Source organism: Anaerotruncus colihominis (assembly GCF_010206195.1).
Taxonomy (GTDB): Bacteria; Bacillota; Clostridia; order Oscillospirales; family Ruminococcaceae; genus Anaerotruncus; species Anaerotruncus colihominis_A.
The window spans coordinates 97,280-120,952 of record NZ_VIQT01000002.1 but is presented as its reverse complement, the minus strand read 5'-3'; the positions used below and the strand labels follow the sequence as shown (position 1 = coordinate 120,952).

Below are 23,673 nucleotides of genomic sequence, written 5' to 3'. Positions count from 1 at the left end.
TTCCTGACGCGCAAAATGGAAAATAAGAGGTGATTACATGAGAGGTAAAAATGCACTTCGCGAGGAGGAAGTGGTCGGGCGGTTAAAACCCATTACTTCTTGGGGGCTTTCTTCCGACCAGAACGGAGTTTGTTTTCGTAACATTGAAGCAGATATTCAAAAATACAACGATTTAATAGGTAAAGAGAGTATTGGAGAAATTCTGCGGAAAGGGAATGACTTTTTACAACGACAATTTGGATTACTGATTACACAGGAAATATTTTTGGAGAAGTCCCCCGCAAAGGGGATTTTTTTATTGGCAAAAAGCAAGTGTAGCTGCGGTAATACATTGGTATCGCCATTAAACCTTTTGGTGAGTGGCCGTTTGACTGATTGCGGCTGCAGGACACCACTTCCCGCAAAAGATGCGGCTGCTATTACTGTCTATCCGTCCGAAACTCCCACATGCTGGACTACTACCGTTGATGGTATCCAATGGTTGGGACCCCGCTATAGATGGTTTGTGACATTCTTTGATCGTAATGTCTGTGTGCTGCGAAAATACACAGCAGATACCAAGGAGGCATTGAAACTCCGGCGCGATGCAGAACGGAAATATTATGGGCAAAGTGTAATTGACCAATATAGCGAGTTGATGTATTTGGAATTGGAACAAATGCGGCGTTCCTACATAGCAAGCCACCCTCCCAAAATCGAAGGGGTGTACTGGGATAAATCGGTACATCGTTGGAATGTACGATTCTGGCACAAAGGCAGAGGAGAATTTGTTGTAAACAAATTCTTTAAAAACAGGGATGACGCCATTACAGAGCGGTTCCGTATAGAAAAGCTATATTACGGTACAACGCTGATACCAGAACGGTATCTGTCACTGCTTTGAAAATGTCAAAGAAAGGAGAGAACAATTTGGATAAAATCCAGGAGTGGATAAGGGCTATTAAAACAGCCTACCAAAATCACAGACGCTGGTTCACTGTCGGCCTTCCATTGTTGGTATATTTACTGGGCGTTTTGGCTACAGGGGTGGATAAGAGCTACAAGGGATTTAAACTAAATCCCTTTGTGGCGATACCCACCCTTTTTTCACGCTCAGGAAGAGCAATGATGTCTTTGTTGATTTTGATTCCCCTGTTGGTTTGGGCGCTTTTCAAAATGCGAGGTCTGCAATACTTCGGAATGTCCCATGACGAAAAGCGAAATTTTTGGTTTTCAGACAAGGATACCTATGGCACCGCTGAGCTGATGGACAGCGCGAGAATGCACCAATATTTTAACTGCGTCCCTGAGAAACGATGTAGGGAGGCAGAGGGCGACATAATCGGGATAAAGGATAAAGTGGTTCTGAGCCGGCCAAAGGATTCACGCCACAATAAGCACATGGCTGTCATCGGGGCATCTGGTTCTATGAAATCCAGAGCCATCATTCGCAATAAGATCATTGGCAGTAAACGCCGCGGAGAGAGCATGGTTGTGACAGATCCGAAGGGTGAACTGTTTAGAGAAAGTGCCATATGGCTGCGTAAGAATGGCTATACTGTGCGTGCTTTGAATCTGGCTTCCCTGAGCAAATCTCATGGCTGGAACTTTATGATGGACGCCCTGCGATACTGTGAAGATGGGGAGGAATCAGAGATTGTTAGCCAGATGGCTCATGTAATGATTGAAAATACCGGCGGTACAGCTGCTGGACATTCCAAGGATGACTTTTGGGACAAGGGCGAGAAGGGGCTACTCAAAGCAATTATGCTCTATCAATACTATATCTGGAAATTGGGAACGGGTCCCCTGTCCTTCCCCTGGGCTTACAAATTTCTAATGGATAACACCATTGACCAACTAAAAGCTGCCTTTTCTGATTTGGATAAGAGAATGCCAATGAACGGTGCTACCAGCGCTTTTTCTATCTTTCTGAAAGCCGGTGAAAAAAACGGCCCCAACATTCAGTATGGATTGCTGTCTCGGCTGGATATCTTCAAAGATACGCCCATGCAGCGGATAGCTGGCAGTGACGAAATTGATTTGGAGCTCCCAGCCAAAAAGAAATGTGCTTATTTTGTCATTACGCCGGATCAACATTCGACCTATGACTTTATCGCCTGTCTGTTTTTTACGCTGCTCTTTATCCGTTTAGTAAAGTACGCAGACACCAAGACAGTAGCCGGCAAATGCGATATTCCGGTTAATATCATTCTTGACGAATTTCCGAACATCGGAGAGATTCCAGACTTCCCCAAAAAGATTGCAACGGTTCGTTCCAGGGATGTGAATATCTGCATTGCTTTCCAGAGCATTCCCGATTTAACCGAGCGGTATCCGGAACCAGGGCATTACCGGATTCTCAATAACTGCGATTACTTTGTGTTTTTGGGCGGAGGAGATCCGTTGACAGCAGAGTTTTTTAGTGAACGCTCTGGTGAAACCACTGTCTTGGTGGATACCAAAATGGAAAACCACAATAAACTTGACCCTTTGCACTTTACTCTTGATCAACGGGAATCCTCCGGCGCTGGGCGGCGCATGGTTATGACGCTGAACGAAATTCAGACGATGGCTAAGGACAATCCCTATGCGGAGTTGATTGTCATGCGGGACCAGCCAATATTGGAGTGCGAGAAATTTGACTATACACGGGACCCTGACTCGAAGGAGTGGGAAGTCTTCGCAATGGCAGACTTTGATCCCCATGCTCCATTTTGGTTCGACTATCCGAAAACAGAACCAGAGAACACCCCTGTGCCCATCCAGAACAGCCAGAAAACGGAGGAAGACATTACAGCGAAACAGCCGCTGCAGAAAGAGGAGCCTTTGGAACAGGCTCCTTTTTCACTTCCGGCAAAAGAACCTCAAGGTTTTCAACAAAAGGACAATGTGGAGCAGGAAAGCATGTCCGATTTTATGCGACAGCGAGTTCAGGAAATGCGCTCTGCTCAAGAACAAGAAACATCATGCCCCCCACAACCCCCTAAACAGGGCGAAACAGAGCGCCTACACACAAGGGTGCAGTCGGCTATCCCCGCACTCAAAAGGCCGCCTATGCCCCCGCCAAATCCGAATGAGGACACGATGGAAGCTAAAGTTCAAATGACAAAGGGGAGCAAAATCCCCCCGTCAATATAACAACAGGAGGAATTTATCATGGCAAAACGAAAGACTGACATTGAACAGACAGAGAAAGTTATCAACACAGTGCCGTTTGAAGAAACAAAGGAGGACACAGAGATGGACAATGAGAACAGAGTGGACAGCATGGATGAACTGGGGACAGTTGCCGGTGAAATGGACAGTGTTTTCGCTGTAGATGATGAAGTAATGGAAATTACCGAAGTGGAACAGGACAGTGTTTCTGATGAAGCGGCCACAGACCTTGCGGCCGAAATCCCCCTGGCACCTGACAATACTTTTGAAATTTCCCTTCCCGAATCCAATGATGATGAAGTCTGCGCAGAGTTGGAACTGGAGGCTGATGGGCAAGATGTGAGAGTGGCTACAATCAGTGAAACCGAGCGCCAGAGGAGGAACGCGGCCAGACGCCGGGAACGGGTGCGGAAAAAGCGCCTGGAAGCTCCGCTGGATGAATTTGGGCGCCCCATCATGGATGGAAATGGGAGCTTTGATGAAACACTGGCTGATATGGCTCGAAAGAGAAGCACACGAGAGATTGTCGGTGGCTATATCGAAGAAGTCAAAGCCAGTCGGAACGGCAGAGAAGGCTGGGTGGAGGTTATGTATGAAGATGTGCGAGTGCTGATTCCCTTCTCCCGGATGGACATTACTGTTGAAGACAGAGCGGATGAAACTGCTGCTGAACACGCCGCCAGGCTTGCAACCACAATCAGTAATATGGTTGGCGCCCACATCGAGTATATCATCACCGATATTGACAAGGATAACCGGATTGCCGGCGGCAGCCGGCAGATGGCGAATGAGATCCGCCGCAGAGATATTCTCAATGCCAAGGATAGAGAGGGCAATTTCACCATTTACGCCGGTCGGAAGGTGCGGGGCTATGTATTGTCGGTTCACCCTTCGTTCGCCTTTGTGGATGTCTATGGTATGAGATGCCGCCTGCGGGTGGCGGATATCCGCTCTGAGTATATTGCAGACGCTAATGATGTGCTGACGAATGGTATGTGCCTGTCGCTCTACATTACAGATCTGGAAAGGGACGAAAACGGCGATGTAACAAAGATGTTCATTTCCATGCGCAACGACAAACAGGAAAAAGAACGGCTCCAGAATGCAGCAGCAACCATGAAGGAAGGAGATATTTGCCGCGGCCGCGTCACTTCCCGTTCCAGGGATGTTATTTTCCTCAACCTGAGTAATGGTCTGCAAGCCTTTGTCTACATCACCAATGGCCTAATGGGTCGCAGAATCCCTAACATTGGAGATCATGTTTCGCTGCGGGTAGTGAAGGTTGTACCGAACCGGCGTAACGGCAATCCCATTGTACAGGGCAAAATCATTCGGAATATCAATTACAGCGCCAGATAAGCCTGAGCATCCTATCCTAAACTTCAAAAGCCAGAAAGGAGTTTGAAACGATGATAAAAGCAAAAAAGATAATGGGGGTGTTCTCCATTCGCTCTCCCCCGCTATTGATGGAGGAGAAAAGCAATAGCAGCTGTGTAGAGAAAGGAGATGTTTTGATGGAGAAACAAGATTTTTCGAACGAGAGAGAGGGGCAAAAGGAAAAGGAGCGCATATTATCAAAGGATGAAAAAGCGATAGTCGTAATATTTGCTATCGTGATTATTATTCTTCTTTTGCTGCGTTCCTGCGGCATATCCAAGGAAGTGGTAGAATATGGCGTTATCGACCTGCCGGATAAGACCACTGCTATGCAGATGGTCAACGATGCGGTGGAGCGTGGAATGTTCCAGGTGTTTATGAACACAGAGGTTTCGCTGGATAAGGATGGGTATGCTTCGCTGCTAATCCAAAACAGTGAAGCAAACCATTACCCTTGCTATGTCCTGATCGAACATGATGGTAAGGTAATTTACCAATCTGAGATTATTCAGCCAGGATATAAAATCGAACGCGATAAGCTAATGGCTGATATTGGCCCAGGCGTACATGATTGCAACGCATACTTTTGTGTTTTGGACGAATTAGGCGCCGAGCTTAACAGAATTGGTGTCAATGTAACCATAAATGGGGGACAAAATGAATGAACAAGGAAAACAGAATCCGTTTGCTAGCGTTCATGCTGTCACTTATTACAACAATGGCAATGCGTGAAGTTGTTATTCCTGATTCCATTACAGAAATCCCAGAACTTGCATTTGCGGGAGACTTTGCCCTGGAAGCGGTTGTTTTACATAAGGGTATTACTCAAATTGGCTTGCAGGCTTTTTGTGACAATCCTCGGCTTGAAAAGATCATATTCTGGGGAACTCTTGAAGAATGGGAGGCAATAGAAAAATGCTCTCCATGGGTATCGAGTGACACCGATATTGTTCTTGTATGCACAAACGGAACAAAGACCATTGAGGACTAAATAGAGATAATTTGAAAGGAGGATGTGAAGTAAAAACTGAACCCATATAGGAAGACAAGTTAAGCTCTGAGCTTAACGAAATTAGCACCATATAACAATAAATGGAGGATAAAAATGAATAAAGAAAATAGAATCCGTTTGCTGGCTCTTACTTTGGCTCTCATTACTGCAACAGCATCCCCTGTCACTGCTTTTGCAGCCGAAAGCAATGAGATAACAGGAGATTTGGAAGCTACAGGATATTCGTCGCTGACCCTTGAAGTTGTAGACAGCGGCAGCGAAGGCCCAGGTGGCGGTGAAGGTGAAAATCCTGGCGGCGGCGAGGGCGAGAACCCTGGTGGTGGGGATACAGACCCATCGGTTTTGGTTGCCACGGTGCCGGTTGAACTTCCGGTCATCATGGACCTGGAAGGCAATATCACAGTTCCCAAAGACGCTGTGATCATTAACCATGTGGAAGACAAAGGAATCGAAGTTACGGCTATAGATGTTGTGAGCGGCGCCGACTGGGAAATCGCTGACTTCTCGGATGATTTCTCCTCGAAGTCCACAAACACAAAGGAATTTGGCCTTATGCTGCGCGGGGACGAACTCAATACCACCGGAGAGTTTGAACTGAGCGTCGGCAACTGGAATATTCCGGCGGATGGCGAACTACCGCTTAATATGCGGATGCGGCTGCCCAAACATACTGAAGAAAGCAAGACGGAAATCGCTACTATCGGCTTTACACTGAACTGGTCTGACACCACGGATGGCAGCGACCCCGATTCTGGGGCTGAAATTGACCCACCCGAAGCTGAGGGCAAATTTGAAGTTGATTGGGAGAATGGGGTGATGTTGCCGACCTCCAAAAATCATGCCCTGTTCAAATGGTCGAACCAGGGCGAGGATGTTGTCCTGGAATCGGTAGAGTCTACTGACGATACTGTAGCCAGCGCCGCTATTGCCAGCGCCCAGCCCACAGCCTCCGGCCAGGCATCCGTCGAAGTGACAGGTAATGCACGAGGAACCGCTACCATTATCGGAACCTTGTCCAACGGCCAGACGGTGGAGTTTGATGTAGCTGTCAGTGAGCTGGATACCGAGCGGGAACCCTCCGCAGAGGTGGATTCTTCCCTGGATTTTGAGGGAGGCGATGTTCTTTCCCCTGGGGATATTACTGTGACCATTCCAATCGTAAATCCTGATGGCAGCACAACTGATATGACTATTACTCCTGATGCTGTTCCCGATACACCCCTCCAGAGCGGGGACAATGAGTTTACCATAGAGGTGGATGTAAACGGTGTGACAATTACGGTCAAAATTGTAATCACCGTCAAGGTGGTAAATCCATCTAATGGTCTGGTGCAAACTGTCGAGGAGGCTCAGGCTATGGGATTTACTTTTACATCGTATAAAGATGGTCTTACCATTTCCAAATTTACCAATACTCAATTTAAGTCTGAAATCAATATACCAGAACAAATTGGCGATTTTAAGGTTTTAGGAATCTCAGATAGTGCATTTTATGGACAGTCAAATTTAAAGAAGGTTACATTTCCAGATACGGTGTTGCGTATTGGTCGCTATGCTTTCTATAGATGCACTTCCTTGGAAAACATTGAGTTGCCTTCTGGGTTGGAATTTATTTCAGACGGAGCCTTTGATATGTGCGATAAACTTTCAACCGTCTCGATGCCTGACTCCATTAAAACGATTGGAATAGGGGCATTTGATGGAACAGTACTCAAACAAATTAACTATACCGGAACATGTGAAGAATGGAATAAGGTACCAAAGCCAGCGAACTGGATTGAAGCTAATTTAGGGTGCGTTGCAGTATGTTCGGATGGATCAACACCTGTATACTGTGGACCATATATTTCCGAAACATCAGACTGGGAAGTTAAAGATGGTATTCTTTTAGGGACTTCTATTTCCCAATCGCCAATAGAAATTCCATCGTGTGTAAATGGAGAGTTTATAACCGGTTTGGGTAATAAACTTTTTTACAATAATGAAAAAATCGCAGCGTATCTTATATTTGATTCCATTAAAGTAATACCCGGAAACGCATTACCCCACAGTGGATTCAATTTTACTAGGGTAGAATTTGCTGAAGGAGTTTTACGATTGGAAGATGGTTGCCTCTCGGGTTTTCAAGGGCGCATGCTTGAATTACCAAAGAGTATAGAATATTTGGGTTCATACTCTTTAAGAGCTTCTATTAACTTAACTTCTGTTCGCTTTAAAGGAACGATGGAGCAGTGGGAAGCTATCGAAAAACATCCGAAGTGGGCATCTGGCTCCAAAATCAAAACTATCAACTGCACAGATGGATCTATAACTGTGACTGCTGAAGAGCGAAATTAGCTTACCTGATATTAGAGCATGAGCCATCTTACTCTGGAGGTCAGCCAGAAAGGAGAATATAAGATGAAAGCAGAAAGAAAAGACCACAGCAGAAAGAAGGTGAAGATCCGCCCTGCACTGCTGGCGACAGTGATGCTGCTCTCCCAGTTTGAAGGGATAGCGTATGCAGTGGCAGATAGCCCTGGCGGTGAGGCCGTTTATGATATTGCTGCTGATACTGGAAGTCTAAGCCCCCCTCCTTCTGAGGGGGTAATAGATTCTGAGCTGCAGCCAAATGATACAGGCAGCCCAGATGGTGCTTCAGAAAGCACGCCAGAGGACACCGGCGGCGAAAGCAATCCAGATAAACCGGAAGGAGATGGAGAACTATTAGAGCCAGACATCCCAGAGGGCAAACCGCTGCCAGAGGAACCACCAAGCCAGGAAGAAAATGCTGGCTCGGATAGCAAGCCTGATTCAGATGGAGACGCCGATTTGGATTCCGGCAGTACCCCAGAGGACAATAGCGCCCCTGGATCAAGCGATGATTCTGAGTTGGATGGCGACGACATTCCACCCCAAACCCCAGATGAAGGAGCTACTCCAGAGGGCAGCGCCGAAGAAGAAACAGGAACAAGTTCCGACAATGGGCCTGGCACTGATGGTTCCAACCCGGACGAAGGCCAGTGTCAGGTTCAAATTGGAGGAAATGAGTGGATTGAAATTGAAAAAGGAAATTCACTTGAAGTTATAGACGGGAACAACATTATTGCCACCTGGGAGGTGAAAGAAGGAGGAATATTTGCTGCTGTCAAAATTGAGGGAAGCGCTGGAGAAGTCATTGTGACGGAAACCGGCGCTTTTGTTTTTGATGAAGAAGACTGTTCATTGGAACAGGATGGCGCCCGCTTTACGCTGCGGATCAACGGTGCCCGTTCCGACATCACTATCTCTGTTTATGGCGAAGCAGAAAATCCACCAGCGCCGGTGCGCGTTCATGCCAGCGGTAACGAATGGATCGAAATAGACCCGGATACAGGGCTGACATTTGAAAATGGCGTTGTGACAGCCACATGGTCCATTAAAACAGATGGCAAGCTCGCAGCAGTTAGCATCACTAACGAAGATGGGAGTATCGTCGTAACCGAGCCGGGCGAATTTACCTATCTGGAGCAGCCCTGTATTTTGGAGCAGATGGGGGACATTTACACCCTGCATCTTACAGGAATTGAAAAGGATACTGAACTTGAAATTCTGGGTGAGTCTGCGCTTCCCGAAACAGTGACAGTAAAGCTGAACACGCGGGAGGAGCTGCTGGTCGTGGATAAATTCCAGGAACAGCAACAAGGCCCCGGCGGAAGCAACTTTATTCTTTCCTTCCAGTTTGTAGAGGGTGTTATCCCTAACTCTTTCACTGTAAAGGTGGGAGAGGAGAGCAATACTATCAGCTTGACACCCGGCGACTTTGTAGTAGGCGGCCAGACTTACCGCCTGGAGCTTACTCAAGGACCCACAGGGCGGCCGGTTTATGACATTCACCTGAACCATTTGATTGCGGATGCGGAGATTACTCCAAATATTTCTCAAACGGTATCTGTTGCTGTCAATGATCCGTCCCGCGTGCTGCTGCAAACAGGCGGCACGATTGTGACAAATGACAGCGGCAGCGCAACGGTCAAATGGGCCCTGGCGGATAAAAACAAATTGAATGGTATCCTGCTGTCTGTAGGGGATGAAACAAAAACCCTGACAGCAAATAATCGGAATTTCACCATAAATGGGATTTCGGGAACACTTTCGGTAAGCGGCAGCCAGTATACCCTGAACTTTCAGCAGGTTACGCTGCCAGTCACAGTAAACATCACCGCAACCGATGATATTGTATTCGGCGGCTTTGAGCTTTCCAAAAATAAGACCTTGCTGCCCTTCAAGTCGGAGGTTGGTTCGTCAACAGACTCCAACTTTGGACTTACTGTATCTTATGAAACCCGCAGTGATGGTTCTGTTTTGATAACACACAATGCTGACAGGGCGCGTTTCCACAGCCGCAATGCGAAGCTGATTTCCCAAAGCCATGAAAACGGCCAGATTATTAGAAAGCTGACTTCCCCCATTACGGTCAGCGTCACCGTTCAGTGTACGGCGGGGTGCAAAAAGTATGGCACAGCAACAGTCACCATTCCATACCGGAAGATCGACATTGAGTTTCAGGATGAATTGGGAAATGTCCTCCCTGCTCCAGCGGGATTTACCACCAGCTGTTACAGCATGGACAACCGAACCTATGAGTTCGCCCCGCCAGCCATTACCTGGTATGAATACATGACAAACAATGCAAAGCTCAGCAAAACGGCGACATCCACCGCGCTGCGGGAAGAATCCGGCAAGGTGTATTTTGCGCTGGACAGCAGCGAGCGCGGTAAAATCATCTTAAAATACAGAGCCAGAGGCAGGGTAAACTTTGATTACAAAGATGAACTGGGCAATCCCATCTATTTTGAAAATGCAAAGACCAGTGTAGATGGCTACAGAGGAAACACCAGCAGTGTGTCTGTTCCCACGCATGAATGGTATGATTATGTTTCGGCGTCGCTCTCGACCCAGGGCAGCACGCCATCCGGTAGCATTACCAGCAGCAATAGTAGCAGTATCAGGGTAAAGTTGGCTCTGGGCGGCGCCAGCACCGTAACAGTCAAATACCGCGCAAAGGCCCTGGTCAATGTAAAATATGTGGATGAACTGGGCAATCCGATTGATGACCTGCTTCCGGTGGGTAAGCTGACACAGGTTTCTGGCTATCGCGGGAACGCCAAAACGATTCCAACGCCGGATGTGCCGGATTACCAGTATCAAACCATGTATATACAAACTGAAAGCGGCCAGGTTCCCTCTGGCAGCATCCAGACTGGCAGCAAGACCCTGACTTTAGGCTTTGAAGATGCCAGTACCCTGTATGTAGTCTATCAGCCCAAGGCCAGCGTTAATGTCCGCTATGTAGATGATAGGGGCAATCCCATCGACATAACAGGGGTATCCGGTGCGCAGACACTGATTTCAGGTCTGCGGGGGGAAACCTATGCGGTCAATACACCCGCTATGAAGGACTATACCTACGAGCAAATGTATCTGACAACTCCAGAAGGCGCAGTTTTTTCTGGTGTTCTGGACGCGAACGCCCAAAGGGTTGCGCTCAATAGAGAGTATGCCAGTACCATCACTGTGGTATATCGTGCCAAAGCGTCTTTCGCAGTGGACTATGTGGACGATTTGGGAAACAACATCAATCATTTAATGCCCCAGGGAACACCCTTTGGTTACTCTGGTCATCGGGACGATACCTTTACCATTCCCCTGCCAGAGATTTCGGACTATGAGTACCGTTCGATGGGGATTCTCCATCCTGAAACTGCCAGTGGCCCCAATGAATCGGCAGAGCTGGATTCTGACAGCCATAAGGCCACTATGAAAGCCGGCTACAACTCCGTTGTGCAGGTGAAATATTGGGCCAAGGGTGATGTGGCTATCCGTTATGAAGACGAACTGGGCAATGAGGTCCCCTTTGAAGGCGCCACTTTGACAACGGGCGGCTATCGTGGCGATATTAACACGATTGAACTGCCGAAGCACCCCTATTATGACTGGGATACTGTTACACTGACATCTACCAGCAATATCCCTTCAGGCGCAGTTACTGAGCAAAACAAAGATCATATGAAGGTGGAGGTTCTGATTGGCGATGATAGCACCATTACTGTACGGTATAAAGCCAAAGCAGATGTCGCAGTCAAGTATGTGGATGAATTGGGAAACTCCATTGACAGTTTGATGCCAGAAGGGACTCCGTTTATGATTTCTGGTTATCGTGGGGAAGCATTTCCAGTGCAAATCCCCGACATGGCGGATTATGTTTATGAAAGCATGAGTATCAGCACACCTGAAGGAGAAACCGTTTCTGGCATTCTGGACGCGGAAGCTAAATCGCTCACAATGGGGTTTGAAAACGCCAGTACAGTCACCGTGGTATACCATGCCAAGGCCAGCGTCCAGATTCGCTATGTGGATGACCTGGGCGCTCCTATTGATGGCCTAATGCCAGCCGACAAGGATACCCTGCTCAGTGGTTTGCGGGGGGATAGTTTGACAGTAAAAACTCCTGAACACGCTGACTATACCTTTGAGCAGATGTACTTGACTACCCCAGAGGGACAGATCCACTCCGGTATGCTGGATGCAGAAACCCATGAGCTGGTTTTAAACAAAGAATATGCCAGCACTGTGACGCTGGTATATCGAGCCAGAGCCTCTTTTGAGGTTCACTATATTGATGACCTGGACAACGACATAGACGCCCTTGTAGCAGGAGATGTTCCCTTCGTCTATGCCGGACATCGCGGCGATATCATTCCCATTCCGGTTCCCGAACTGGAGGATTATCAATACAACTCCATGTTTGCAGTCCATCCTGATACCCAATCTGGTGGTAATGAATCGGTGTCGCTGGATACAGAAGCCCAAACAGCCACCATGTTGGCCGGCTATAATTCGACCATCTATGTGCGTTATGATTACAGAGCGACTGTTTACCTGAAGTATGTGGATATGGACGGAAATGATATTTCGAGTGTGTTTGACCCTGCTATCCCCGGATATCTGGAAGGTTTCCGCAACCGGACCACCGAGATCCCGCACCCAGATCAGGGGCCATACATCTTTGATCATTTTGAGATTGAAACTTTGGCAGGAGAAGACCCATCCGGTTATCTGCATGGTGGAGCGTTTGACCCGACCTTGACCTTTGGCGTTCGGGAGGGTAGCACAGTAACAGCGGTCTATCGCTGGATTGACCTCGGCATTGAACTCAAAGAGGTTCTTTATGAGAATGAACCGATAGGAGACAATATGCTGCACCTGGCCGAACATGCCAACTTTGTGTGGACTATCACCAACCATGGGACAGCGCCGGCTTATCCTGAAATTCAGTTTGCTACTTCCGAAGAGTTTATCATTGTAAACAAAACGGGAAACTCCACAATGACGGATGGTAAGATGAAACTGGATACTCTTCTCCAACCTGGCGAGAGTATTGAGGTTGTTACGCAAATCCAGGTTGATACGGTCAAAACCCATCTGATTGGCACAGTTACGGCAGTGATCCCTGCGCAGCAGGAGGATAAGAGCCACAAATTTTATCCAGACATTGACCTTGCCAATAACGAGGCTGCGGGAAAGCTGGAAGTTCTCAATCCCCCGATCATTATGAAAAAAGCTGACTCAGAAAACAGTGATAAGTATTTGGAGAAATGCTATATCGAGATTTTTGACAAGCGTAATGAACTGGTTTGGGAAGGCTGGTCTGATGAAAGCGGAGAATGGTATGTCACTGGTCTTTATCCGGGTGAGTATCGTATCTGGGAGCGTTATGCACCAGAGGGCTATGCTCGCTCTGGCAGATGGCTGCCTCTCACAGTCAAAAGCGATATGACTGCCAAGGGCACCACAATTACCAATGACCCTGTAAAAATCACGATTCAAAAGGTAGATGGTGAAATCGGGAAACCGCTGGCAGGTGCCCAATTTGGCCTTTACGATGAAACGGGCCGGCTGATAGAAACGGCTGTTACTGATGATGAAGGCTTTTGCAGCTTCCTTCAGCTTGACTGGGGAGAGTATACGGTTGAGGAGCTGGAGGCTCCAGAAGGGTATATTGCTTCCGGCAAAATCATCCGATTCAAGGTTGATGACCGATACCAGAACGGGCAGCCTTATGAGGTTCGCAACTATCCTATTGTTCACACCGGCGCCGGCGTAACCTATCTCTGGCATAGTCCAGTTTTGGGCAGCGTGGGCACAGGAGCAGTCGTTCTGGTGATTGTGTTGGCCAAACGCAAGCGGGATGAAGAATGATGAAAAGAGGGTTAATCATTCTGCTTCTGATTTCCCTTTCGCTTTGGGGATACAGAGCCTTTCGGCAGGAAAATTTCGGGCTGAAAGCTGGAAGACAGGCTTTTCAAGAACTGTCCCAAAATCATGTAATGACTCTGATAAGTGGGAAAACGGCCGGGGGAGAATCCCCTGGCCGCCTATCCCAGACAGATCGGCCGGTTGACTTTGCAGCTTTGAAAGAGCAGAATCCGGATATAGTTGCCTGGCTGTATGTGGATGGGACTGGTATTGACTACCCTGTAGTCCAGGCTGAAAATAACAGCTATTATCTCCATCACAGCTTCTCAGGAAGCAGCAGTGCCGCTGGTACGCTTTTCTTGGATTGTTCAAACACTTCCGACTTTTCGGATGGCAACAGCATTATCCATGGGCACAATATGTTTGATGGTGGGGACAGTATGTTTTCTTCTTTGATTCGTTACACAGATGCCACCTATCTGGAAGAGCATTCGACTATTACCTTGGAGACTCCAAAAGGAGAACAAAATTATCAGATTTTTGCAGTCTGTCAATTTGACATCACCACCCCCGGCGTTTCTGCATATTTTTATAAGCAGGATTTTCGCAATATGGAAGCATGGATTGAATATGTCCATAATCTTCAATCGCAGTCGGCAATTCAGACAGGGATTCGCGTTTCTGCATCGGGACATCTTTTAACCCTTTCTACTTGCGACCAGCGACTTTATGGTAATGCCGGCCGAATTATTATTGTCGGTTATCAAACCAGTTGATATAGCAACAGACAGCCTTAAAAATACAGAAACACCCTGGCGGATTTTATTATCCGCCAGGGGGCTCTGTGTTTTAATTTTGTCCGTATTTTGTCGGGGCTGCATCTGATAGGTTCGTTTTAGACGGGGATTTTGCAAGCTATTAGTTTCAGAAAAAGTATATTATCAAAATTGGGTTCGTTTTATTTTCGTCCTTATTCAATCTACATAGTGTAGCCCGGACCGAGTACGGACTTCAGGCGAGTGCTGCTTGACACTGGAAAAAATCCGGCTTACAATTCTAATTACTAAATGTTTTTTTACTTCTTCTGGAAGTGAAGTAAGGTTCCGGTTCCTTTTGGTTTCTGGATGCCGGTTTCAACAGTATGGCATAGTTGCGTCTTTTAGGCGTAGCTATGCCTTTTTTGTTTTTGCCAATTCAAGTGTCCACCTAATTTGGGTGGACGCTTTTTACATAGAAAACGAACATTCACACGAATTATGAAAGGAGAAATCACAATGAGTCATTTTTCAGTTGCAGTTATCTCAAAAACTCCGGAGGATGTAGAAAGACTGCTTGCCCCCTATCAGGAAAACAATATGGGTGACTGCCCCAAGGAATACTTGGTTTTCGAAGATGAAGAGGAACAGCACCGCAAAGACTATGAAACTGGGCACAGGGAAATGGTCAAAACACCTGAAGGAAAGCTACTTAATCCTTGGGACGAGGTTTTTCGGAAGAAGGGAACCTTTGGTATTGGCCCCGGAACCCATGAAATCCCTCCTAATTGCCAGATAATCCATATCCCTCATAAGGAAGCCTATCCTACCTTTGAGGCGTTTATGGATAAGTACAACGGTTATTCCGAGCGTGACTCTGAAATGGGACGGTACGGCTACTGGTATAACCCAAATACAAAATGGGATTACTGGAGCATTGGCGGCCGATGGTCAGGGCTTCTGAAAGCGAAGAAAGGTAATTATTGTAATCGGCCAGGATTTTATGACCAAGCTCAGATTAAGGATATTGATTTTTCTGTTGATCCAGAACAATATGCCAGGGCAGAGCGCTTTTGGGAGGTTGTCGTGGAAGGCTTGCCGCTCCGCGATGGAGAGAAAAAGGAGGACTTTTCCTTTTTCTACAAACCGAGCTATTACCTGGAATTATACGAAAAAAAGGAAAACTATGCTACTGAAAATGCCAAACTTCAAATATGGGCGCTTGTCGATCCCAACGGAGAGTGGTATGAAAAAGGCAGCATGGGTTGGTGGGGTATGCATGATGGCTCCGCTGAGACATTTCAATCATTCAATGAAGAATGGGATACCCTACTCTCTGCAATATCCCCTGAATACTTCCTTACTATCGTAGACTGTCACATCTGATGTAGACGCTGGTTTCACAAACATAAACTTTACTGATGAAGGAGAATGAATATGGCACAATGTATAGACTGTGGCGTACCAGTTACATCTGGTCTGGTGATTCACAAGGAATGTTATGAGACTTTGAAAAAGGCGGTTCAATGGACGGAAATCGACGCCGTTGAGCAGCTCAGGAAAAAGGAGTTTTTTGAAAGGTGCTATATAACTTTGAGCGATTACCTGGATGAACTGGAAAGCACCAAAAGCTACCTTCGTCTTGCGGATGAACTGGAAAGCGTTCAGGCAAAAATCGTTGAGGTGTCCGCGCTGATGCAGCTGATCGCTGCCCTTCCCACTTTGACTGAGGGAGAAAGCGGCAACATCTTTTAATATGCTCCACAAGGCTGGGGGTTCCCATAACGGGAACTACCCAGCTTTTTTGTTTCATCTTCGCCAGGGGACAGAAAAGAGTAAGAGTCGGCTGCTCGGGTTGAAAACTTCACGAAGATAGCGTATAATGAAGCCGGAAACATCATACGGAGGGGGGTATTTGTCCATGCAAAATGAAAACCGGATTATGTTGGCCAGGTATCGCCTAAAAAAAGCGCAGCAGTGTGCAAACACTGCCAGGAATATCCTCTTTGACGGGGATTATGAAACCAGTATCGACTGTTCCTGCCGCGCCTACTTTCATGGAATGAGAGCGGTGATGGCTTTGGATGGCCTGGCGCCGAGAGAGGACCTTTCCCTAAGTGAGAGGTTTATAGACCGGTATATTCGAACAGGGATTTTTGAGGAGCGTTTTTCTACAACACTCAAAGAGGCGTTTGAATTAAACTCTGCCTGTGCTTATGAAGATTTCTTTATGGCGACCAAGCAGGCGGCCGAACAGCAAATGGAAGGTGCCAGTGCTTTTCTGAAAGCTGCCGGGCATTACATAGAAAAGTAACAGGACCTTGCATAAGACATTATTAGAAGTTCTCAAAAAGGCCAGGCGTTTTCTGTTATAGAAACGCCTGGCCTTTTTTGTTTTGCTTTACAACAACATTCTCTCAATCTCTTGCGCTGCCTCAGAAAGCAGTGGCAGAAAAGTATTTTGTACCCATTTGCCTAAAGAAAGGCTCTGCTGAATAACCGCATGGGACAGTTTTTCTATGTCAATCAGTCTAATACCAGTCTTTACTCGCAGCAAAATGGCACCAATCAAACAAATACCTACGACCATCATAATATTTGAAATCGTCCGATTAGCTGTGCTGAGAACGGAGAAGAAAAGAAAGACTGCTCCTATCGTAATAATAGCACTTGTGCTTAATCCCATTTTAACCTCTTTTTAAACTTGACACCAAAGACCTATTGGGCATACATCAGAAAGTCCAGGGTTAGATATATACCAACAACCGGGGCCAGTTGGACTATCTCTTACCTCAAGAGTAATATCGTGCCAGCCATCCGGAAGCCATGCGCGGAAAACATCGCCGGCATGGACTCCCCATCCATCCCATTGTAGTCTGGGGTAAATGCCCATATCATCAGAAAGGGGTAATTTAATTTGTTCTACCTCATATCCATCAATTTTATACATTTTATAAACCTCCATTTATATCTGTGCCAGGTGCTTGTGAAGCACTTTCTTTTCAATAAAGACCATTTCCCCGTGTTCTTCTTCCTCCAAAGCATCAGACAAGACCTGCACGCAAGATATTGCCTGATAGCTATTACCGTTCCTGTGGATGGTAAGCATTCCAATCGCAGGTTCATCCTCACCAGCGGAAAGATCAAAATAGATTATGACTTCATCCCCCCTTATGGTAGCCCGTGTAACGCTGCACACGATAGAAAGGTCTTCTTCTGCTTGAGTTGTAAAGGTATAGAAATGGTCGTTGACATGATAAGTATTAGAATTTCGCAGATACTCACTTTGCAGGCCAAAGAATTGGAAAGCAGCATTTTCAAATTCTTCGGCAGGAATATGCAGTTCTTGAGTGTTCTCTGCCTGATATTTCGTTATGCAGGTGGGATTGGATCGGATATACCATCCCAGCAGCTCTTCCATAGGAATGTCTGAGGGACTTTGCCATTCTGTTTTTTGAAGAATAGGACCAATAGTAGCCGTAATGGTATCATAATTCAGTCCTGAATAAGCGTCTTCCAGTAAAGTTTGCGCATCTGGAATGTAGGATTGGTTAACATCGACCTGAAGATCAGCGCTTTTGTCGGAGCAGCCCGACAGCGAACAAGCTGCGGCGATACAAATAAGAAACACCGCAATTTTTTTCATAAAATCACCTCATTAAAATAATCATCTGAATAGCGTTCACTTCAAATATAGTGAAAAAACAAGAAAAAGCAACTAATATATTTCATGTTTTTTTGGAAATTTCTATTGACACTGGAAAAAATCCCAACTACAATTCTAATTGTTCAAATGTTTCTGTACTTCCTTCGGAAGTGAAGTAAGGCTCCCGCTCCCATTGGGAATATGGAGGCTGGTATTAACAGTAAGGCATAATTGCGTCTAAGCGGCGCAGTTATGCCTTTTTTGTTTTTCAATTCAAGTGCCTACCTGGTTGATAGGCGCTTTTTATATAGAAAACGAACACAAACCCGAGACGATGAAAGGATGAAAGCAAATGGCTTGGGACAGAAGAGCTAAGAAAAAGAGCTATTGTGCTTATTGCGGAAAAGAAATCAAATGGGTTCGCCAAAGGGGGGCCTCTAAGTCAACTCCCGTTGATCCCCGCTGTATCTATTTTTTGCCTGACCCTAATGGGCAGCCACTGATTTCTTCAGATGGCAGCGAGCGGATTGGTCGTATAGTCAATGATGGTCTTCTGGGCTATCATCGACACGATTGCCCCATGTTACCAAGGAAGAGCCAACTTTCAGAAAAAGAACGATTGGCCAGACAGTGGGCATAAGGGGGTGTAAATTGTGGATCGGCGCACCGCTGACATTTACAGTGTATTTGTCGGAACCACCTTTCGAACTTCTGAACGGGGACTAACCTATATCTATCGAGTAATAGGATTTGATCCAAACCGAACAGGGAGAGAATTTGCCCTAATGGAGTTGGAAACTGAAACCTTTCTTGATGTTTCTGAAAGTTGGTTTCATCAGAGGAAAATAAAAATTCTGTAATGAAAGAAGGAGAGATACATGGATAAGAAAAATATTACTGTAAACTTTCTCAGCGAAGACTGGAAATGCTTTACAGAAGTAGGAGGTAATGCGGAATGTATGCTGTGATTGTGCGAGAAGAATACACCCGCCACCTGCAAATTTATAACCGCTCTGATCCAGTTGATTCACAAGCTGCAGGCTGGGAATCAGCTGTGCTTCCTGCATTTCTCGGAATTTACTGTGAAGAGTCTAAGGCAGATGCTCTTCTGGCAGCTGCTGGAACACATGGAATAGAGTTGAACGCTCTGTTTGCAATCGAAATATAATCAACAGGAGGAAAACATTATGAAAGCAACTGGTATTGTACGCAGAATTGATGATTTAGGGAGAATTGTGATCCCCAAGGAACTCCGCCGCACTTTCCGACTCAAGGAGGGTGACCCGTTGGAGTTCTTTACTGAGAATGGCGAAATCATACTCAAAAAATATTCGCCTATGATTTCTCTTGAGATTGTGGCTGAAAAATATGCAGATACGCTGTACGCCACATTAAAAAAGCCGGTCATTATCTGTGACACAGATCGAGTTATTGCGATTGCCGGCATCCCGAAGAAGCAGCTGATGGGGAAGATGGTGTCTTCTGTGTTGGAGGAGGTCATGAAATCCCAGAAGGAATATCGCTGGAATGGCAAGGATACGATCCTGCTCCATCCTATCGAAAACTATGACCTTGAAGCTATTGCTGCAGCACCGATTACCATGTTCGAACAACTCTATGGTACAATGTTGCTCATGGGCGAAGAGAGTCCAAAGCCTGCTACTGATGAAGACATCAGGATACTTTCAGTAGCTGCTATGCTTTTGGAAAAGGAATTGGATGACTAAAGAAATAATACAGTGAAAGGAGACAGGCCACTATTTAGATAGTGGCCTATAAATTTTATGATTAAGGTAAATGGAAAGGGCTACACAGAAAAATACATCCAGCAGGCAGTTGCCGCACTGGAAGCTGCTGGCGTCAGGGACGAAGGATTTGACAACGGAGAGGTTTGTTTGTCTGCTATGACAGAAAAGGGGGAAATTCGTGTGTCGATTGCACCGGATCAATACCATTCCGTTTTAGTTGATTTAACAGCCAATGCAGAACAGTGCCGCGCTTTAAACATTACGGCGGAGCTACCTAACGATTTCAATATGATCTTGCTGCCCTTAGCAACTATTGAAATACCCGATGCCGAAATCGACGAGATGTATGTCCTTGAAGAAGGAAAAAACGCAGGATGTCCCCGTATTTTTCTGTATGATAAAATGGAGGGTGACTGTACGCACATCGTTTTGATGGATGGTACAGGTATGAAAGTAATGGAGAACTGAAGGTATAGAGTATTTAGTGGAGGAACAGTAAGTGACACTTAGAGAAATGCTAGAGATAATCGACTTCGATTATGTAATCGAGGAAGACGAGATACGGCTGATTGACCAGACGGAAGTGTATCTTGGCACTATTGCCGAAGAAAGATGGCCCGCAGAACAAGGAAGCGTTCCCGATATCATTGATCGTATGACGAGATACTGGAACGACTATGTGTATGAGGCTCTTGTAAATCCAAGTCTCAATTCGAGCGGTAAAGAGCTCGATGGTTATAAGGACAACAGAAGCTATGAAGAACTACTGAGATATTGTGAAACACATGAAATTGGCCAATACTGGGTCGAAACCCTTTATTATATCGTTCACCCGGATGAGGTCATTTTTGAGGAAGAGGCAAACAGCAGTTATGCAAACTAGAAAGAGATGCTCAAAGGAAAGGATGGGTTATATAAAATGAACAATACATCGAAAAAATTGATACTGAATTATAAAGGTCGTGACAGTTGGGCTCGGCCAGTTTATGAGGCGGATGGCCGTTTGTATGTTGATGTAAACCCGCGTCAGGATTGGGTCCCTAGTATCTGCACAAAGCATAACAATGCCTTTGACGGGGAACCTGACACACCAATCGCAGATGATGTTCAAGTGGAGTTTGTCCCTTGTCGGGATGTATGGTATTAAGGAAAGGAAGTTTTGAAATGAAAAAATGGATAATCCCTGTCACATGGGAAGTATGCGGAGTGGTCGAAGTTGAAGTGAACACATTGGATGAAGCACTGCGCTATGTGGAAGAAGACCCGGATGATATTCCTCTCCCATCTGAACACAATTATGTTGATGGCTCGTTTAGGCCCAGCATAGATGATATTGAGGAGATCCGCAGTCTTTACAACAATAATCAGGCAGACCTTGGAATGATTCCCGATCTTAGCTTGATTTCTCCAATTTGCAGTTGTGATGAAACGGAGGATAATGAGCCCTTTAATGTCTAAAGAGAAGTACACTAGGAAGTGAGATGGAATATTTCCTCTCACTTCCCTTTTTTAAATTAAAAATTATGGAGGATTTATAAATGAATGCAAAATTGATGACCCCGATATTTTATAATGGCATGTTCAATCAGGATGGGCGCAGAATGCGGGCTGTTTTTGAGCAGGAAGTATCCAATGGGACAGATACCTACCGTCTATGGAGAGGTACTGGAAAACCAGACCAGGAATATCCGCGAGCCCAAAATGACTCCTACCTCTTATATGTGGAACAGACTGGATACCTTATCCCTCTGGGGATGACTGAATACACTTTGGTTGACCACTGTGGTTTTGAAGCTATGGTACGCAAAATTTATGGCAACAAAGAAAACAGATCGGCACATTTTGGTGAGCTGCGTAAGTTAGGCCAAAATGCGGATGAACAGCTTGATAAGACTTTGGCGTATGAACGGGAGGAGATTCTGCGGCTGGGGATTTCTCCTGTATTTCAGGCAGACTATATCAAAGCCTTATTGAATCAGCATATCTCTACCTATCAAACGGCAAAAGAGAATGGTGGAGAGAGTTTTCCCGACTTTATCGGTGCTCTGATGCTGAACGACCTTGAGCATTGTGTAGAACTGGCTGCTATTTACAAAGAGAAGAACAGAAGGAAGCGTTTGGAGGAACAGGTCAAGCGAGAGGCAGAAGAACAGGTATACTGTGAGGCGCAAAACCGTATGGCGGAACAGGCTGTTGCAGATGCGCTCCATATCCTTCGGACCGGCGGTGTTCTGAAAAATAACGAAGTGTGCTTTTATCAGAGCCGCTACAACACCAACACATACTCCATGATTAACTACCTCATGCGGCAGTTCAAAGTAGATGTTCCGCTTCGCACCCAGGGTTGGATCAATAAAAAGTTGGCCAGCATCACCATTGAGGATGGGAAGTGTGAACATCTTACATTTATGAGCGCCAAAGGCTGCCGGTGTTCGCAAAAAGTCTTTCAACACCTGAACGCCCTGATTGGTGCGGTTCAGAAAGCCTAATTGCAACAAAAATGAGAACTCATAAAACTTTGATTTTTAAGAGATGTGCTTGACACTGGAAAAAATCCAAACTACAATTTAGGTATTCTAATGTGATTTTTGCTCCCTTTGGGAGTCAAGTAAGGCTCCAGCCCCTTTTCAGGTGGCTTGGGGAGCTGGTTCAAACAACATGGCATAGCTGCGTCTAATGGCGCGGTTATGCCTTTTTTATTATTGCCAATTCAAGTGCTTGTCAGGTCAGACAGGCGCTTTTTATATAGAAAACGAACATAAACCTGAGATTTGAAAGGAGCCAATCTATGCTCAACAAAAGAATTGAATTTGAAGAAAAGCATGTAAACGAGGTGTCTGGGACAACGATATTGTATTTCATGGCACCAAAAGAAATGCTTAACGGGAGATACCCAGAGGCAGATGCAGCGGCAATCAGTGTGGAGTTTCCAACAGGAGACCCCAACCCTCAGCATACGACCGTCTGGGTTTCCCCAATGAAAGACAAGGAAGATTATGACTATTGCAGTGTGAACTTTTCGGATGATGAGATTGAGGAACTTATCCGATTGGCTGAGAGAGAAGGCGGTGAACTCCAGTGAAAGTAGTATTATATCAACTGATTCCCGAACTGGACATGGACCATCTAATGTTTGAAGATTTAAAAACCATCTTGGCAAAAAGTGATGGCAGAATCCCTGCAGAACGATATGAAGCGGTGTATTGTGGGGATTTGGATGTTGTTACTCCAGAGGATGTATATTTCATCTTCAATTTAGCCCATCCAGAGGGATATACGGGACGCTCTATGTCAGTATCCGATGTGGTAGAGTTTATCCCCGCTCCTGGGTGCAGCATGTTCTATTTTTGCAATATGATTGGTCATGTGGAAGTTGATTTTGACAAGAAGAGAGCGATGCTGCCTATCGTAAACCACGATTTTCAGAAAGAAGAGATCACCCGTTGTGGAAATTTCTCGATAGCCTTTTTTGATGAATATGGATTCGAGAACATTCGGTGTTCCAAGATGGTCTTGAAACGCTGCAGGTATAGCCAATGCCAGCTTGGGTACAAACTCGTGTATTGGCATGATGAACAGGGCAAGTGGAGGGAGAAAGAGTTTCTTACTCGCCCCAAAATCTTGTTTGCTGAAACCGGCTTCTGTTCAATACCACAGGAAGTGCTGTATGAGGAAACCAATTACGGCATTAAAAGACGGTATGGTGCTTTCAGCTTTGAAAACTTCGCTGCTCTTGAAAAAAGGTATACAGATAAACACATACCTTTTGAATATCTATGA

23 protein-coding genes are annotated in these 23,673 nt (G+C 45.9%); 20 read left to right on the top strand and 3 right to left on the bottom strand.

Annotated features, from left to right (window positions below; translation table 11 throughout):
- Positions 1 to 37 precede the first annotated feature (37 nt).
- The 11 genes from FMM72_RS00720 (at position 38) to FMM72_RS00670 (ending at position 16,813) form a co-directional block, all read left to right on the top strand.
- Positions 38 to 883, top strand: a complete 846-nt coding sequence (locus tag FMM72_RS00720; protein WP_162220264.1) for a hypothetical protein — start codon at positions 38 to 40, stop codon at positions 881 to 883.
- Between the two features lie 26 nt (positions 884 to 909).
- Positions 910 to 3,120: a VirD4-like conjugal transfer protein, CD1115 family gene (locus tag FMM72_RS00715; RefSeq protein ID WP_162220263.1), complete on the top strand. Its 2,211-nt coding sequence runs from the start codon at positions 910 to 912 to the stop codon at positions 3,118 to 3,120.
- A gap of 18 nt (positions 3,121 to 3,138) precedes the next feature.
- Positions 3,139 to 4,497, top strand: coding sequence for a S1 RNA-binding domain-containing protein (locus FMM72_RS00710; RefSeq protein ID WP_162220262.1), 1,359 nt, complete (start codon positions 3,139 to 3,141; stop codon positions 4,495 to 4,497).
- Between the two features lie 50 nt (positions 4,498 to 4,547).
- Positions 4,548 to 5,180 carry a hypothetical protein gene (locus FMM72_RS00705; protein ID WP_162220261.1) on the top strand — a complete coding sequence of 211 codons (633 nt, stop codon included), beginning with the start codon at positions 4,548 to 4,550 and terminating at the stop codon, positions 5,178 to 5,180.
- Positions 5,177 to 5,506 carry a leucine-rich repeat protein gene (locus FMM72_RS00700; RefSeq protein WP_162220260.1) on the top strand — a complete coding sequence of 110 codons (330 nt, stop codon included), beginning with the start codon at positions 5,177 to 5,179 and terminating at the stop codon, positions 5,504 to 5,506. The genes FMM72_RS00705 and FMM72_RS00700 overlap by 4 nt, the downstream gene beginning before the upstream one ends.
- A gap of 114 nt (positions 5,507 to 5,620) precedes the next feature.
- Positions 5,621 to 7,864: a leucine-rich repeat domain-containing protein gene (locus FMM72_RS00695; RefSeq protein WP_162220259.1), complete on the top strand. Its 2,244-nt coding sequence runs from the start codon at positions 5,621 to 5,623 to the stop codon at positions 7,862 to 7,864.
- A gap of 63 nt (positions 7,865 to 7,927) precedes the next feature.
- Positions 7,928 to 13,747: a SpaA isopeptide-forming pilin-related protein gene (locus FMM72_RS00690; RefSeq protein WP_162220258.1), complete on the top strand. Its 5,820-nt coding sequence runs from the start codon at positions 7,928 to 7,930 to the stop codon at positions 13,745 to 13,747.
- Entirely contained in the window at positions 13,744 to 14,520 is a 777-nt protein-coding gene (gene srtB / locus FMM72_RS00685) for a class B sortase (protein ID WP_162220257.1), read from the top strand. Before FMM72_RS00690 ends, srtB begins: the two co-directional genes overlap by 4 nt.
- A 498-nt stretch (positions 14,521 to 15,018) precedes the next feature.
- A complete protein-coding gene (locus tag FMM72_RS00680) occupies positions 15,019 to 15,885 on the top strand; it encodes a hypothetical protein (protein WP_162220256.1) in 867 nt (288 codons plus the stop codon).
- Positions 15,886 to 15,936: 51 nt separating this feature from the next.
- Positions 15,937 to 16,254: a hypothetical protein gene (locus FMM72_RS00675; RefSeq protein ID WP_162220255.1), complete on the top strand. Its 318-nt coding sequence runs from the start codon at positions 15,937 to 15,939 to the stop codon at positions 16,252 to 16,254.
- A gap of 166 nt (positions 16,255 to 16,420) precedes the next feature.
- Positions 16,421 to 16,813 (top strand): HEPN domain-containing protein, encoded by a 393-nt coding sequence (locus FMM72_RS00670; protein ID WP_162220254.1) that lies wholly within the window; start codon positions 16,421 to 16,423, stop codon positions 16,811 to 16,813.
- A gap of 87 nt (positions 16,814 to 16,900) precedes the next feature.
- Here the strand turns inward: FMM72_RS00670 and FMM72_RS00665 are convergent, their stop codons facing one another.
- From FMM72_RS00665 to FMM72_RS00655, 3 genes are read right to left on the bottom strand one after another with little or no spacing between them, the layout of a single operon-like run.
- Positions 16,901 to 17,185: a hypothetical protein gene (locus tag FMM72_RS00665; protein ID WP_162220253.1), complete on the bottom strand. Its 285-nt coding sequence runs from the start codon at positions 17,183 to 17,185 to the stop codon at positions 16,901 to 16,903.
- A 12-nt stretch (positions 17,186 to 17,197) separates the two neighbouring features.
- A complete protein-coding gene (locus tag FMM72_RS00660; protein WP_162220252.1) occupies positions 17,198 to 17,449 on the bottom strand; it encodes a hypothetical protein in 252 nt (83 codons plus the stop codon).
- Positions 17,450 to 17,464: 15 nt separating this feature from the next.
- The gene (locus FMM72_RS00655) at positions 17,465 to 18,145 is read right to left on the bottom strand and encodes a hypothetical protein (protein ID WP_162220251.1); all 681 of its coding nucleotides are present in this window, start codon (positions 18,143 to 18,145) and stop codon (positions 17,465 to 17,467) included.
- Positions 18,146 to 18,497: 352 nt separating this feature from the next.
- Between FMM72_RS00655 and FMM72_RS00650 the strand changes: the two genes are divergently transcribed.
- From FMM72_RS00650 to FMM72_RS00610, 9 genes are all read left to right on the top strand, one after another.
- Positions 18,498 to 18,785, top strand: coding sequence for a hypothetical protein (locus FMM72_RS00650; protein ID WP_162220250.1), 288 nt, complete (start codon positions 18,498 to 18,500; stop codon positions 18,783 to 18,785).
- A gap of 315 nt (positions 18,786 to 19,100) precedes the next feature.
- A complete protein-coding gene (locus FMM72_RS00645; protein ID WP_162220249.1) occupies positions 19,101 to 19,313 on the top strand; it encodes a hypothetical protein in 213 nt (70 codons plus the stop codon).
- A gap of 19 nt (positions 19,314 to 19,332) precedes the next feature.
- Complete coding sequence (locus FMM72_RS00640; protein ID WP_162220248.1) at positions 19,333 to 19,872, top strand: stage V sporulation T C-terminal domain-containing protein; 540 nt, start codon at positions 19,333 to 19,335, stop codon at positions 19,870 to 19,872.
- A 57-nt stretch (positions 19,873 to 19,929) separates the two neighbouring features.
- On the top strand, positions 19,930 to 20,361 hold the full coding sequence (locus FMM72_RS00635; protein WP_162220247.1) for a hypothetical protein: 432 nt from the start codon (positions 19,930 to 19,932) through the stop codon (positions 20,359 to 20,361).
- A gap of 31 nt (positions 20,362 to 20,392) precedes the next feature.
- Entirely contained in the window at positions 20,393 to 20,776 is a 384-nt protein-coding gene (locus tag FMM72_RS00630) for a hypothetical protein (protein WP_162220246.1), read from the top strand.
- A gap of 281 nt (positions 20,777 to 21,057) precedes the next feature.
- Positions 21,058 to 21,351, top strand: a complete 294-nt coding sequence (locus FMM72_RS00625) for a hypothetical protein (RefSeq protein WP_162220245.1) — start codon at positions 21,058 to 21,060, stop codon at positions 21,349 to 21,351.
- Positions 21,352 to 21,431: 80 nt separating this feature from the next.
- Complete coding sequence (locus FMM72_RS00620) at positions 21,432 to 22,382, top strand: hypothetical protein (protein ID WP_162220244.1); 951 nt, start codon at positions 21,432 to 21,434, stop codon at positions 22,380 to 22,382.
- A 299-nt stretch (positions 22,383 to 22,681) separates the two neighbouring features.
- A complete protein-coding gene (locus FMM72_RS00615) occupies positions 22,682 to 22,975 on the top strand; it encodes a hypothetical protein (RefSeq protein ID WP_162220243.1) in 294 nt (97 codons plus the stop codon).
- Positions 22,972 to 23,673: a YodL domain-containing protein gene (locus FMM72_RS00610; protein ID WP_162220242.1), complete on the top strand. Its 702-nt coding sequence runs from the start codon at positions 22,972 to 22,974 to the stop codon at positions 23,671 to 23,673. The genes FMM72_RS00615 and FMM72_RS00610 overlap by 4 nt, the downstream gene beginning before the upstream one ends.

Coding starts and splice junctions, on each gene's coding strand:
- FMM72_RS00720 (WP_162220264.1), top strand. CDS start 38: ATGAGAGGTAAAAATGCACTTCGCGAGGAGGAAGTGGTCGGGCGGTTA.
- FMM72_RS00710 (WP_162220262.1), top strand. CDS start 3,139: ATGGCAAAACGAAAGACTGACATTGAACAGACAGAGAAAGTTATCAAC.
- FMM72_RS00705 (WP_162220261.1), top strand. CDS start 4,548: ATGATAAAAGCAAAAAAGATAATGGGGGTGTTCTCCATTCGCTCTCCC.
- FMM72_RS00700 (WP_162220260.1), top strand. CDS start 5,177: ATGAACAAGGAAAACAGAATCCGTTTGCTAGCGTTCATGCTGTCACTT.
- FMM72_RS00695 (WP_162220259.1), top strand. CDS start 5,621: ATGAATAAAGAAAATAGAATCCGTTTGCTGGCTCTTACTTTGGCTCTC.
- FMM72_RS00690 (WP_162220258.1), top strand. CDS start 7,928: ATGAAAGCAGAAAGAAAAGACCACAGCAGAAAGAAGGTGAAGATCCGC.
- srtB (WP_162220257.1), top strand. CDS start 13,744: ATGATGAAAAGAGGGTTAATCATTCTGCTTCTGATTTCCCTTTCGCTT.
- FMM72_RS00680 (WP_162220256.1), top strand. CDS start 15,019: ATGAGTCATTTTTCAGTTGCAGTTATCTCAAAAACTCCGGAGGATGTA.
- FMM72_RS00675 (WP_162220255.1), top strand. CDS start 15,937: ATGGCACAATGTATAGACTGTGGCGTACCAGTTACATCTGGTCTGGTG.
- FMM72_RS00670 (WP_162220254.1), top strand. CDS start 16,421: ATGCAAAATGAAAACCGGATTATGTTGGCCAGGTATCGCCTAAAAAAA.
- FMM72_RS00665 (WP_162220253.1), bottom strand. CDS start 17,185: ATGGGATTAAGCACAAGTGCTATTATTACGATAGGAGCAGTCTTTCTT.
- FMM72_RS00660 (WP_162220252.1), bottom strand. CDS start 17,449: ATGTATAAAATTGATGGATATGAGGTAGAACAAATTAAATTACCCCTT.
- FMM72_RS00655 (WP_162220251.1), bottom strand. CDS start 18,145: ATGAAAAAAATTGCGGTGTTTCTTATTTGTATCGCCGCAGCTTGTTCG.
- FMM72_RS00650 (WP_162220250.1), top strand. CDS start 18,498: ATGGCTTGGGACAGAAGAGCTAAGAAAAAGAGCTATTGTGCTTATTGC.
- FMM72_RS00645 (WP_162220249.1), top strand. CDS start 19,101: ATGTATGCTGTGATTGTGCGAGAAGAATACACCCGCCACCTGCAAATT.
- FMM72_RS00640 (WP_162220248.1), top strand. CDS start 19,333: ATGAAAGCAACTGGTATTGTACGCAGAATTGATGATTTAGGGAGAATT.
- FMM72_RS00635 (WP_162220247.1), top strand. CDS start 19,930: ATGATTAAGGTAAATGGAAAGGGCTACACAGAAAAATACATCCAGCAG.
- FMM72_RS00625 (WP_162220245.1), top strand. CDS start 21,058: ATGAAAAAATGGATAATCCCTGTCACATGGGAAGTATGCGGAGTGGTC.
- FMM72_RS00620 (WP_162220244.1), top strand. CDS start 21,432: ATGAATGCAAAATTGATGACCCCGATATTTTATAATGGCATGTTCAAT.
- FMM72_RS00615 (WP_162220243.1), top strand. CDS start 22,682: ATGCTCAACAAAAGAATTGAATTTGAAGAAAAGCATGTAAACGAGGTG.